This is a genomic window from Kitasatospora sp. NPDC054795, from assembly GCF_053611565.1.
In genome coordinates this window covers 84,750-97,511 of the sequence record NZ_JBSHAP010000004.1, presented here as the reverse complement: position 1 = coordinate 97,511, position 12,762 = coordinate 84,750, and the positions used below count along the sequence as shown (strand labels likewise).

The 12,762-nt window shown below is 73.1% G+C and carries 8 protein-coding genes; 5 read left to right on the top strand and 3 right to left on the bottom strand.

Annotated elements, in window-relative coordinates:
• Positions 1 to 243 precede the first annotated feature (243 nt).
• The 5 genes from ACWGJO_RS02665 (at position 244) to pyk (ending at position 9,319) form a co-directional block, all read left to right on the top strand.
• Positions 244 to 1,734: a maltokinase N-terminal cap-like domain-containing protein gene (locus ACWGJO_RS02665; protein ID WP_452181789.1), complete on the top strand. Its 1,491-nt coding sequence runs from the start codon at positions 244 to 246 to the stop codon at positions 1,732 to 1,734.
• A gap of 61 nt (positions 1,735 to 1,795) precedes the next feature.
• On the top strand, positions 1,796 to 4,234 hold the full coding sequence (gene glgB / locus ACWGJO_RS02660) for a 1,4-alpha-glucan branching enzyme (RefSeq protein WP_452181788.1): 2,439 nt from the start codon (positions 1,796 to 1,798) through the stop codon (positions 4,232 to 4,234).
• A gap of 183 nt (positions 4,235 to 4,417) precedes the next feature.
• On the top strand, positions 4,418 to 6,577 hold the full coding sequence (pta, locus tag ACWGJO_RS02655) for a phosphate acetyltransferase (RefSeq protein ID WP_452181787.1): 2,160 nt from the start codon (positions 4,418 to 4,420) through the stop codon (positions 6,575 to 6,577).
• Positions 6,574 to 7,797, top strand: a complete 1,224-nt coding sequence (locus ACWGJO_RS02650) for an acetate kinase (protein ID WP_380348685.1) — start codon at positions 6,574 to 6,576, stop codon at positions 7,795 to 7,797. The genes pta and ACWGJO_RS02650 overlap by 4 nt, the downstream gene beginning before the upstream one ends.
• Positions 7,798 to 7,891: 94 nt before the next feature.
• Positions 7,892 to 9,319, top strand: coding sequence for a pyruvate kinase (gene pyk / locus ACWGJO_RS02645; RefSeq protein WP_452181786.1), 1,428 nt, complete (start codon positions 7,892 to 7,894; stop codon positions 9,317 to 9,319).
• A gap of 106 nt (positions 9,320 to 9,425) precedes the next feature.
• Here the strand turns inward: pyk and ACWGJO_RS02640 are convergent, their stop codons facing one another.
• The 3 genes from ACWGJO_RS02640 to ACWGJO_RS02630 all read right to left on the bottom strand — a co-directional run bounded on the left by ACWGJO_RS02640 (position 9,426) and on the right by ACWGJO_RS02630 (position 12,257).
• Positions 9,426 to 10,823, bottom strand: coding sequence for a hypothetical protein (locus ACWGJO_RS02640; protein ID WP_452181785.1), 1,398 nt, complete (start codon positions 10,821 to 10,823; stop codon positions 9,426 to 9,428).
• The gene (locus ACWGJO_RS02635; protein WP_452181784.1) at positions 10,820 to 11,461 is read right to left on the bottom strand and encodes a DUF6114 domain-containing protein; all 642 of its coding nucleotides are present in this window, start codon (positions 11,459 to 11,461) and stop codon (positions 10,820 to 10,822) included. The genes ACWGJO_RS02640 and ACWGJO_RS02635 overlap by 4 nt, the downstream gene beginning before the upstream one ends.
• Positions 11,462 to 11,594: 133 nt before the next feature.
• Positions 11,595 to 12,257, bottom strand: a complete 663-nt coding sequence (locus ACWGJO_RS02630; RefSeq protein WP_359899897.1) for a DUF6230 family protein — start codon at positions 12,255 to 12,257, stop codon at positions 11,595 to 11,597.
• Positions 12,258 to 12,762: the final 505 nt, after the last annotated feature.

Below are 12,762 nucleotides of genomic sequence, written 5' to 3'. Positions count from 1 at the left end.
CCGCACGCCGCACACCAGCGTGAACAGCACCATCAGACCCTCCGGGGGCGCGAGTTGAACCCCGCGCCCCCGGAGTTCTCTGCACCACCGCGTACGGAGAACAGCCCAACGGCCACCCACACGAAGGCGTGACACCCGAGCCGTGCTCGCGTGCCGCGACCGCCGCGCCGCCGCAATCCGGAAGACTGACGGACCCGGCCACGACCCGTCGGGCAGTCCGCGTGCTTCCGGGGAAAGGGAGCCATGTCCGAAACCTCCCGTTCTCAAGCCCACCACCAGGACGGCGCCCCCGCCGGTCCCGCCGCCGCGGCGGGCACCCGGGGCACCTCGGTCCGGAGAACCGCCGTGGGCGTCAGCGAACTCGTCCAGGCGGCCCTGCCGCTGATCGGGGCGTGGCTGCCCACCCAGCGCTGGTACGCCGGCAAGGGGCGGCCCATCACCGGCCTCACCCCGGTGGTCGGAACCCCCCTGCAGGTCGGCGACCCGGCCCTGCTCCACCTGTTGCTACGGGTCGAGCACGCCACCACGGCCGGCGCCCCGCACGGCGACATCTACCAACTGCTGCTCGGCATCCGCTCCGGCGGGCTCGGGGACATCGAGCCCGGCGCCGTACTCGGCCGGCTCAGCCAGGGCCCGTACGACGGCGCGACCCTCTACGACGCGGTGCACGACCCGGAACTCACCGGGCGGCTGCTGGAACACCTGGCCACCGGCGACCGCTTCGGCGCACTGTCCTTCCGCCGCACCCCCGGCTCGGGGCTGCCCGCCAACCTCCCCGGCCGCGCCTCCACCGCCGAGCAGTCCAACAGCTCGGTCATCTACGGCACCTCGTACATCCTCAAGCTGTTCCGCCGCATCCACCCCGGCACCAACCCCGACCTCGAACTCTCGCTCGCGCTCTCCCGGGCCGGGTCCACCCGCATCCCCCGGGTCGCCGCCTGGTTCGAGAGCCGGATGGAGCGCGCCGAGCCCGCCACCCTCGGGCTGCTGCAGCGCTACCTGCCGGACGCCGAGGACGGCTGGGAACTGGCCCTCGACCAGGTCGGCCGGCTCAAGGGCGACCGGTCCCCGGGCAACTTCGCCATCGAGGCGCACCGGCTCGGCCGGGCCACCGCCGAGGTGCACCGGGTGCTGGCCCGCTCGATGCCGGTCGCCCGGCTCGACCGCACCCAGACCGGACGCCTGGCCGGCGCGATGGCCGACCGGCTGGACAGCGCCGTGGCCGCCGTCCCCGGGCTGCTGCGCTTCCGGGCCGCGCTGCGCGCCGCCTTCCAGCAGCTCGCCGACGCCCACCCGGACGGCCTGCCGGTCCAGCGCATCCACGGCGACCTGCACCTCGGACAGGCGATGCGCACCCCGCACGGCTGGGTGCTGCTGGACTTCGAGGGCGAGCCGGCCAAGTCCGTCAACGAGCGCCGCGAACCGCAGCCCGCCCTGCGCGACGTCGCCGCGATGCTGCGCTCCTTCGACTACGCGGCCGCCCACCTGCTGGCCGGCGGCCCGGTCGACCCGGAGCTGGCCCACCTGGCCGCCGCCTGGGCCCAGCGCAACCGCACCGCCTACTGCGCCGGCTACACCGCCGGCGGCGGCGCCGACCCGGCCGCCTCGCCGGAGCTGATGCGCGCGCTGGAGATCGACAAGGCGGTGTACGAGGTGGTGTACGAGGCCCGGCACCGGCCGAGCTGGCTGCCCATCCCGCTGGCCGCGATCAACCGGCTGGCCCTGTCCGTCTGACCCCCCGCTTCCCGTACCGCCCGCAGGAGTTCGCCCACCCCCGTCGCAGGAGGACCCCGCCGTGACGCCGATCGACCCGACCGGCCGCCCCACCCGCACCGTACCGGCCACCTTCCTGGCCGGACCGCTCCCAGCCGAAGGGCGGGCGGCCGAAGGGCGCGCCGGCCACGACCGCGAAGCGCGCCGGGCGACCGAGGAGAAGGACGCCGGGACCGCCTCCGAGCCTCCGCCCACCCCCCGGTCCGCTCCCCGGTCCGCCGCCGGAGAACCCCGGGAGGCCGGACGCCCGGCCCCCTCCGGGGCGCTGCGGCTGCCCGAGGCACCGTTGCCGCCGTCCGAGGTGGACCGGCTGGTCGGCGGGCAGCACCACGACCCGCACGCCCTGCTCGGCGCACACCCGGTGCTCGGCGGCACGGCGATCCGGGTGCTGCGCCCGTTCGCCGAACGGGTGGTCGTGGAGACCACCCAGGGCCCGGCCGAGCTCACCCACCAGCAGGGCGGACTGTTCACCGGCCTGGTGGCCGGCGGCGATCCGCCGGACTACACCCTGCTGGTGACGTACCCCGACGGCGAACCGCTGCGCCAACACGACGGCTACCGCACCCCGCCCACCCTCGGCGAACTCGACCTGCACCTGATCTCCGAGGGCCGGCACGAACAGCTGTGGCGGGCGCTCGGCTCGCACGTGCGCACCGTCGACGGGGTGGCCGGCACCGCCTTCGCGGTCTGGGCGCCGAACGCCGCCGGGGTGCGGCTGATCGGCGACTTCAACCACTGGAACGGCACCGGGCACCCGATGCGCTCGCTCGGCTCGTCCGGGATCTGGGAGCTGTTCGTCCCCGGCCTGGCCGAGGGCGCCACCTACAAGTACGAGGTGCACACCCGGCAGGGCTGGGTACTGGACAAGGCCGACCCGCTCGCCCGGGCCGCCCAGTGCCCGCCCGGCACCGCCTCGGTGGTCACCTCCTCCGACCACACGTGGCAGGACGGCGAGTGGATGGCCCGCCGGGCCCGCTCCGCGCACCACCGGGCACCGATGTCGGTGTACGAGCTGCACCTGCCGTCCTGGCGCCCGGACCTCACCACCTACCGCGCCATCGCCGAGGAACTGCCGCGCTACCTCAAGGAGTTGAACTTCACCCACGTGGAGTTCATGCCGGTGATGGAGCACCCCTTCGGCGGCTCCTGGGGCTACCAGGTGTCCGGTTACTACGCCCCCACCGCCCGGCTCGGCGGCCCCGACGACTTCCGCCACCTGGTGGACACCCTGCACCGGCACGGCATCGGCGTGATCGTCGACTGGGTGCCCGCGCACTTCCCCAAGGACGACTTCGCGCTCGCCCGCTTCGACGGCGAGCCGCTGTACGAGCCGGCCGACCCGCTGCGCGCCGAGCACCCGGACTGGGGGACGCTGGAGTTCGACTACGGCCGCAAGGAGGTGCGCAACTTCCTGGTCGCCAACGCGGTGTACTGGTGCGAGGAGTTCCACATCGACGGCCTGCGGGTGGACGCCGTCGCCTCGATGCTCTACCTCGACTACTCCCGTGAGGGCGGCGACTGGACGCCCAACCAGTACGGCGGCCGGGAGAACCTCGACGCGGCCTCCTTCCTCCAGGAGATGAACGCCACCGTCTACCGCCGCTGCCCGGGCGTGATCACCATCGCCGAGGAGTCCACCGCCTGGGACGGGGTCACCCGGCCCACCGACGCCGGCGGCCTCGGCTTCGGGCTGAAGTGGAACATGGGCTGGATGCACGACTCGCTGGTCTACATCTCCAAGGAACCGGTGCACCGCAAGTACCACCACAACGAGATCACCTTCTCGATGGTGTACGCCTACTCGGAGAACTACGTCCTGCCGATCTCCCACGACGAGGTGGTGCACGGCAAGCAGGCACTGGTCTCCAAGATGCCCGGCGACTGGTGGCAGCAGCGCGCCAACCACCGCGCCTACCTCGGCTTCATGTGGTCCCACCCGGGCAAGCAACTGCTCTTCATGGGACAGGAGTTCGCCCAGGGCGCGGAGTGGGACCACGAGCAGGGCCCGCAGTGGTGGGTGCTCGACGAGCAGTGGCCGGCCCACCGGGACCACCTCGGGGTGCGCCGGCTGGTCGGCGACCTCAACCGGCGCTACCTCGACACCCCGGCGCTGTGGGAGCTGGACACCGTCCCGGACGGCTTCCGCTGGCTCGACGGCGGCGCCGCCGAGGACAACCTGCTCTCCTTCGTCCGGTACGCGGCCGACGGCTCGCCGCTGGTCGCGGTCTGCAACTTCTCGCCGGTGGTCCGGCACGGGCACCGGGTCGGCCTGCCCCGGCTGGCGGGCCGCGAGCAGCTCTGGGAGGAGGCACTGAACACCGACGCCGAGGAGTACGGCGGCAGTGGCGTCGGCAACTCCCACCCGGTCAAGGCCGAGCTGGTGGGATGGGACGGCCAGCCCCGCTCCGCCGACCTGGTCCTCCCCCCGCTCTCCACCGTCTGGCTCCGCCCCGCCCGCTGAGCGCCGCGCCGGCCCGGGGCCGCGCACGACGAGGCCCCGGGTGCCCGCCCCACCGGGCGGGCACCCGGGAGGGACCTCCGCCCCTTGCCCGAACCCCGCCGCTCTGCTCGCGGACGGCCGTTCGGGGTGCGAAGGTATGGTCGATATGACCACTTTCCGAGACGACGGGACGGAGACACCCACGTGGCGCGCAGCGTGTACGTGACCGGTATCGACCGGGGGGACGGCCGCCAGGCGGTCGAACTCGGGGTCATGGAACTGCTCACCCGCCAGGTGGACCGGGTCGGGGTGTTCCGCCCACTGGTGCACGCCGCCGCGCCCGGGCGGCCGGGCTCCGACCACGTGGTCGAGCTGCTGCACGGCCGCTACCGGCTCGACCTGCCGAGCACCGAGCTGTACGGCCTCACCTACGAGGAGGCCGCCACGCTCCAGGCCGCCATGGGACAGGACGAGCTGGTCTCCGTCCTGGTCGACCGCTTCCACGCGCTGGAGCGGCGCTGCCAGGCCGTGCTGGTGCTCGGCACCGACTTCTCCGACACCAGCATCCCGGACGAACTGGCCTTCAACGCCCGCCTGGCCAACGAGTTCGGCGCCGCCGTGCTGCCCGTGGTCGGCGGGCACGGCGCGGACGCCGAGACCGTCATCGCCGAGGTCCGCAACGCCCACCGGGCGTACACCGACCTCGGCTGCCAGACCCTCGCGATGATCGCCAACCGGGTCTCCCCCGGCGCCGAGCAGCGGATCCGGCGCACCCTCACCGAGAAGCTGCCGATCCCCGCCTACGTCATCCCGGAGGAGCCGGCCCTGGCCGCGCCCACCGTCGCCCAGCTGGTCGAGGCGACCGGCGCCGAGGTGCTGATCGGGGACGCCGCCGGCCTCGCCCGGGACGTGCGCGGCTACGTCTTCGGCGGCGCCATGCTGCCGACCTTCCTGGACGCGCTGACCGAAGGCGCGCTGGTGGTCACCCCCGGGGACCGGGCCGACCTGGTGATCGGCTCGCTGGCCGCGCACGCCGCCGGCGCCCCGCCGATCGCCGGCGTGCTGCTGACGCTCGGCCAGCACCCCGGCCCCAACGTGATGGCACTGGCCGCCCGGCTCGCCCCCGGCACCCCGGTCGCCGTCGTCCCCGAGGGCAGCTGGCCCACCGCCGCCCATCTGACCCACCTGGAGGGCAAGCTCACCCCGGCCAGCCCCCGGAAGGCCGAGATCGCCCTCGGCCTCTTCGAACTGCACGTCGACACCGCCGAGTTGACCAACCTGATCGAGGTCGGCCGGTCCGATCGGGTCACCCCGATGATGTTCGAGCACGAGCTGCTGGAGCGCGCCCGGGGCGCCCGCCGGCACGTCGTCCTGCCCGAGGGCACCGAGGAGCGGGTGCTGCGCGCCGCCGAGATCCTGCTGCGCCGCAACATCTGCGACCTCACCCTGCTCGGCGAGGTGGACGCCGTCCGCCGCAAGGCCTCGGCCCTGAGCATCGCCCTCCCGGACGCGGGCACGGCCCCCGGCCACCAGGCCGGGGGGAACCCGGCCGCCGACCGGGCCCAGGTGCGGATCGTCGACCCGGCCACCAGCCCGCTGCGCCGCCAGTTCGCCGAGCTGTACGCGAAGCTGCGCGCCCACAAGGGGATGACCGTCGAGCTGGCGCTGGACGTGGTCACCGACGTCTCGTACTTCGGCACCCTGATGGTCCAGGAGGGCATCGCGGACGGCATGGTCTCCGGCGCGGCGCACTCCACCGCCGCCACCATCCGGCCCGCCTTCGAGGTGATCAAGACCTCGCCGGACGCCTCGATCGTCTCCTCGGTCTTCTTCATGTGCCTGGCCGACCGGGTGCTGGTGTACGGCGACTGCGCCGTCAACCCGGACCCGGACGCCCAGCAGCTGGCCGACATCGCCATCCAATCGGCGGCCACCGCCGCCCAGTTCGGGGTGGAGCCGCGGGTCGCGATGCTCTCGTACTCGACCGGCACCTCCGGCTCCGGCGCCGACGTCGACAAGGTCCGCAAGGCCACCGAGCTGGTCCGCCAGCTGCGGCCGGACATCCTGGTCGAGGGCCCGATCCAGTACGACGCGGCGGTGGACGCCCACGTCGCGGCCACCAAGCTGCCGGGCTCCCCGGTCGCCGGGCGGGCCACCGTGCTGATCTTCCCGGACCTCAACACGGGCAACAACACCTACAAGGCAGTGCAGCGTTCGGCCGGCGCGGTCGCGGTCGGGCCGGTGCTCCAGGGGCTGCGCAAGCCCGTCAACGACCTCTCCCGCGGGGCGCTGGTGCAGGACATCGTCAACACCGTCGCGATCACCGCCATCCAGTCCCAGGACAGCAAGGAGCCGCAGGCATGAGTGGAGGCACCCGCGTTCTCGTGCTGAACGCCGGCTCCTCGTCGGTGAAGTACCAGCTGATCGACATGCTGGACGGGGCCAAGCTGGCCGCCGGGCTGGTCGAGCGGATCGGTGAGACCGGCGGGCGGCTGGTGCACACCCCGCGCGGCGGCGAGGCGCGCGAGACCGTCCAGGTCTTCCCGGACCACGCCGGCGCGCTCAAGGCCGTCGCCGAGGAGCTGTCCGCCGACGGCCTCGGGCTGGACTCCCCCGAGCTGGCCGCGATCGGCCACCGGGTGGTGCACGGCGGCCTGCGGTTCACCGAGCCGACCGTGATCACCGACGACGTGCTCCGGGAGATCCGCCGGCTGATCCCGGTCGCCCCGCTGCACAACCCGGCCAACATCACCGGCATCGAGGTGGCCCGCGCGCTGCGCCCCGACCTCCCCCAGGTGGCCGTCTTCGACACCGCCTTCCACGCCTCGATGCCCGAGTACTCGGCCCGGTACGCGATCGACAAGGCCGTCGCCGACCGGCACCGGGTGCGCCGCTACGGCTTCCACGGCACCTCGCACCAGTACGTCTCGCGGGCCACCGCGCGGCTGCTCGGCAAGGACCCGGCCGAGGTCAACGTGATCGTGCTGCACCTGGGCAACGGCGCCTCCGCCTCGGCGGTCGCCGGCGGCCGCTGCGTGGACACCTCGATGGGCCTGACCCCGCTGGAGGGCCTGGTCATGGGCACCCGCTCGGGCGACATCGACGCCGGCGTGGTGTTCCACCTGCACCGGGTCGGCGGCCTCTCCGTGGACGAGATCGACGACCTGCTCAACCGCCGCAGCGGCCTGCGCGGGCTGTGCGGCGAGAACGACATGCGCGAGATCATGCGCCGGGCCGACGAGGGGGACGCGGACGCGAAGCTGGCCTTCGACTCGTACGTCCACCGGCTGCGCAAGTACATCGGCGGCTACTACGCGGTGCTCGGCCGGGTGGACGCGATCGCGTTCACCGCCGGCGTCGGGGAGAACGCGGCGCCGGTGCGCGCGGCGGCCACCGCGGGACTGGAGGAACTGGGCATCGCCGTCGACCCGGAGCTGAACTCGGTGCGGTCCGGCGAGGCCCGGATCATCTCGCCCGAGTACGGCCGGGTGGCGGTCGCCGTGGTGCCCACCGACGAGGAGCTGGAGATCGCCCGACAGGCCTTCGCCCTGGTGCACCGGGAACGCCGGGAGTCCGAGGACTGACACGGAACCGTCTCACTCCTCGGAACTTTTCGTCGGCGATTCCTCCCGGTGCGTGCCGAATGCACCTATAACACGAACGGATAGACTGATCCATATGCGCCGAGCGAAAATTGTCTGCACCCTGGGTCCGGCGACGGACTCCTACGAACAGCTGAAGGCCATCGTCGAGGCGGGCATGAACGTCGCCCGACTGAACATGAGCCACGGCAACCACGCGGACCACGAGGAGCGGTACCGCAAGGTCCGCCAGGTCTCGGAGGACACCGGCAAGGCCATCGGCGTCCTGGCCGACCTCCAGGGTCCGAAGATCCGTCTGGCGACCTTCGCCAACGGCCCGGTGACCGTCGACAACGGCGACGAGTTCACCATCACCACCGAGGACGTCCCCGGTGACCAGCACATCTGCGGCACCACCTACAAGGGCCTGCCCGGCGACGTGAAGCCCGGCGACCCGATCCTGATCAACGACGGCGTCATCGCCCTGGAGGTCGTCAGCGTCGACGGCCCGCGGGTGAGGACCGTGGTGGTCGAGGGCGGCGTGCTCTCGAACAACAAGGGCATCAACCTGCCCGGCGCGGCCGTGAACGTGCCCGCCCTGTCCGAGAAGGACAAGGACGACCTGCGCTTCGCGCTGCGCCTGGGCGTCGACATGATCGCCCTGTCCTTCGTCCGCAACGCGGACGACGTCAAGGACGTCCACGAGGTCATGGACGAGGTCGGCATCCGGGTGCCGGTCATCGCCAAGATCGAGAAGCCGCAGGCCGTCGAGGCCATGGAGGAGATCGTCCTCGCCTTCGACGCCATCATGGTCGCCCGCGGCGACCTGGCCGTGGAGTACCCGCTGGAGCGGGTGCCGCTGGTCCAGAAGCAGCTGGTCACCCTGGCCCGCCGCAACGCCAAGCCGGTCATCGTCGCCACCCAGATGATGGAGTCGATGATCCACGCCTCGCGCCCGACCCGCGCCGAGGTCTCCGACGTCGCCAACGCCATCCTGGACGGCGCCGACGCGGTCATGCTGTCCGCCGAATCGAGCGTCGGCAAGTACCCGGTCGAGACCGTCCGCACCATGAGCCGGATCTGCGAGAAGGCCGAGGAGGAGCTGCTCTCCCAGGGCCTCCAGCCGCTCAACCCGGGCCGCAAGCCGCGCACCCAGGGCGGCTCGGTCGCCCGCGCCGCGTGCGAGCTGGGCGACTTCCTGGACGGCAGGGCGCTGGTCGCCTTCACCAAGTCCGGTGACACCGCCCGCCGGCTGTCCCGCTACCGCTCGCCGATCCCGGTGATCGCCTTCACCCCGGACACCGCCACCCGCAACCAGCTCTCGCTGAGCTGGGGCGTCGAGGCGTACGTGACGGAGCAGGTGGCCACCACGGACGCGATGGTCGCGCAGGTCGACCGGGAGCTGCTGAAGCTGGGCCGGCTCAGCGAGGGCGACACCGTCATCGTCACCGCCGGTGTCCCGGTCGGCATCCCCGGCACCACCAACATGGTGCAGGTGCACCACCTCGGCACCCGGAGCGAGTGACCGGCCGCCCGACCCGAACGCCCGTGGGGCGGTCCTCCTTCCGGAGGGCCGCCCCACGGGCCTTGCGGCGCACGCCGCCCGTCGACCGCGCCGCCCGTCGCCGCCGCTACTTGTCGCTGTAGGGGGCGTCGTCGTTGAACATGCGCATCCCGGGGATCCGCAGGGTGCCGCCGAACTGACCGGCCTGCTTGGCGGTGACGCCGGTCAGCTCCAGGTCCAGCGGGATCGGGATGGCGCCGATCAGGTCGTACAGCCAGCGCGGCAGGGTGTCCGGGGTGAGGGTGATCTCGCCCAGGTCGATCAGGATCGGCAGGCCGAGCACCTTGGAGAGGTGGCCGGACAACCGCTCCACGTACATGGTGACCGGGCCCTTGCGCATCGTCGAGGTGGACCCCGGGGCGCCCTGGACGTGGAAGGTGACGCCGTTGCCCTCCAGGGTGGACATGTCGAGGTTGTCGATGTCCACGCTGTCGACCACGAACTTCAGGACGCGCTTGCTGCCGGTCGGGGTCTTCACGTCGTAGACGCCGTGGAAGGTCGCGCCGTGCAGGGCGAGCCGGCTGGTCTTCAGGGTCCAGTTCTGCTCCGGGACGACGTGCCCGGGGGCGGGCGCGCCGGCGGTCAGGGACCGGGCGTCCACATCGCAGTTGGGGTTCTCGGTGGGCGTGGCGGACGGGCTGCCGGAGGCGCCCGCGGAGGGCGTCGCCGAGGCGTCCGCGGACGGCGTCGCGGAGGGCTTCGGCCTGCCGGTCGCCTTGCCGCTCGGCGCGGCGGTGGCCGTGGCGGTGGGCGAGGGCTCGTCGTCGGCCGGCCGGGTCGCGGGCGGCGCGGCCTGCGGGGCGGCGGCCCGGGCCTGCGGCTGGGCGGGCTGGGCCGGGGTGCCCGTGCTCGGGGCGGGTGCGGTCGGGGCCGTCGGGGCGGTCGGCGCCGTGGTGGCCGCCGGTGTGGTGGCCGGCGTCGGGCTCGGCGCGGCGTTCGGGTTCAGCAGGTGGCCGATGCCGCCGACCAGGTCGTCGATCAGGCCGCTCCGGACCGCCGTGCCGGTGTCGGCGGAACCGGCGACGGACGGCTGGGTGGTGGCGGCCGACGGCTTGACCGGCGAGGTGGGCTGCTGGGCGGGCGCGGTGGTCGGCACCTGGGTCGGCACCGAGCCGGGGTCGGTCGAGGGGCCGGCCGGGGGCGCCGTGGTCGGGGCCTGGCTCGGCGCGGTGGACGGGCCCGGCGGCGGCTCCGGCAGCTCGCTCTTGGGCACCGGCGTCTCGATCGGCGCGACGTCCGGCACGGTGGCCGGAGCGGTGCCGCAGGGCTTGCCCGCCGCGGACTCGGCGACCGCCGGGCTGGGCGTGTAGGCCGCGGCCATCAGCAGCGCGGTCGGCACCGCCGCCATCGCCAGCGCCCGGCCTCTCAGCCGGACCCGTACGGGCGTGCGCGGGGCCGCGTGCCGGCCGGAGCGCTGCGCGGGAACGGTCGTACCGTTGTCGGCTTGCTCGGCCGGCCCGGTCACCGCGCCTCCTCCTGGTCCACGGCACCGGCCTGCTTCGGGACGGCGGTTCCGGCGACGGGTTCGGCGGCCGCCGGGACGGCCGCAGCAGCGGTCCGGGTCTCGGCGCTCGGCTCGGTGCTCGGCTCGGTGGCGACGCTCTGCGCGACGGCGCTCCCGGCCGCCACGTCCCCGGTGCCGTGCTGGGCCCGGCGCCGGCGCCGGCCCTTGGCGGCCTTTCCGGCCTCGGGCTCCGGCAGCGGGGCCCAGGAGACCATCAGCCCGCCGCCGATCAGGCCCGGCAGCAGGGCCAGCCCGAAGCCCCCCAGGTTGGAGACCGGGATCGAGACCAGCGTCAGCAGGGTGGTGGCGATACCGGCGAAGACGCGTACGGCCGGCTGGAACCACGCGGTCAGTCCGAGCACCACCAGCAGCACGCCGATGATCAGTGATCCGGCACCCGCCGTGGTGGCCATGGCCACCGTCATGCCGCCCAGCGAGAGCTTGGCGTACGGGAAGTACATGATCGGGACGCCGGCGATCATGGCCAGCAGACCGCCGTAGTACGGCCGCGTCCGGCGGAACGTACGGAACACCCGGCGCAGCCACTGGGCGGGGTTCTCGTGCTCGGCGGGCCGGTAGGAGGCAAGGGCGCTGGACACGGTGCAGCTCCTCGATGGTGTGAACGAGGGGATGGACGAGACACGGGATCCGGGGACGGCGCACGCACCGTCCCCGGTCCCGCAGGTGCCGTCGGGGCGGGCGGACCGGGCCCGGTCCGCCGCCGTCAGCGGCTTAGTAGCACTCGCCGGAACCGTCGGTGTGCAGCGCGAGCTTCAGGCCCTGGAGCTTGAAGGTGCCGGCCGAGGTGGCCCAGGCGGTCTGCTGCACGTTGTACAGGTCGGCCTTCTCGGCGGCCTGGGCGAAGCCGGTCTGACCGGACGGCAGGCCACCGAGCTTGGACTGCCAGCCCTGGGTGGCCGAGCCCTTGAGGGTCGAGGCGTCCTGGCCGATGTTGATGTTGGTGAACTCGGCGTCGGCGTTCAGCTGGTCGAGGTCGATCAGCAGGTTCTTGGCGTAGACCTGCTTGTTGACGTCGTCGCTGTTGCCGGCCTCCAGCCGCAGGACGATCTTGGGCAGCTTCCACGGCAGGTGGGGGATGACGTTGGGGTCGGTCACCACCGACTGGCAGAGGCCCTTGATGGTGGCCTCGTCGAAGGCCGAGACGGCGACCGGGTGCGGAGTGCCGTTCGTCTCCGCGTCGATCGAGCCGAACTGGGCGAAGTTCTTGCCGTGCAGCTCCGGCGTGGTGACCTTGAAGCTCTGGCCGGACACGCTGAACGAAGCCGCCAGCGCGTTGTTGGCGATCGAGATGCCGACCATCGCGGTGGCCGCGACGCTCGGCACCATCACCAGGGCGAAGCGCTTCCAGCGGGTCTTGCCGTAGGTCTGGGACATGCGAGTCCTCCTTCTAGGACGTACATCTCCGGCTCCCCGGCGGTGCGTCCCGCACCGGTGGGGGCCTGGGATGGGAGAGAGCTACGTCCTCGGTAGCGGAGAGCGCCTTGGGCGTCGTCGGACGCGGGAGCGACCCGCGTGCAGCGGGCGTCCCGTCCGAGCGCCGGCCGACCTTGCGGGGCGGCGGGCAGGACCGACGACATCGGCGATCACCCCCGAGCGACAACCAGCGACCGCGCAGGGCCGCGCGGCCGGTCGAAGGACAGGAACCGCCGTGGGACCGCGGATACCCCCCTGCCCTCCCTCCCGCCGGCCGGGGCCGGCGGATCACCCGGTGGGGATCCCGCGCTCCGCGTGGCCGACCGGGGTCGGCGGAGGTGGAGTCTGGGACCGGGCGTGGCCGATCGTGCTTGAATCCCGGGCGAAGCACAAGAGGTTCCTTACTGACGGGTAATGCAACATCAGGTGATGTTGATCATGAAATCGACCTGAACTGCACCCTGCG

Bases quoted from the DNA above. Each gene is read 5' to 3' on its own strand.
- ACWGJO_RS02665 (WP_452181789.1), top strand. From the start codon at position 244: ATGTCCGAAACCTCCCGTTCTCAAGCCCACCACCAGGACGGCGCCCCC.
- ACWGJO_RS02650 (WP_380348685.1), top strand. From the start codon at position 6,574: ATGAGTGGAGGCACCCGCGTTCTCGTGCTGAACGCCGGCTCCTCGTCG.
- pyk (WP_452181786.1), top strand. From the start codon at position 7,892: ATGCGCCGAGCGAAAATTGTCTGCACCCTGGGTCCGGCGACGGACTCC.
- ACWGJO_RS02630 (WP_359899897.1), bottom strand. From the start codon at position 12,257: ATGTCCCAGACCTACGGCAAGACCCGCTGGAAGCGCTTCGCCCTGGTG.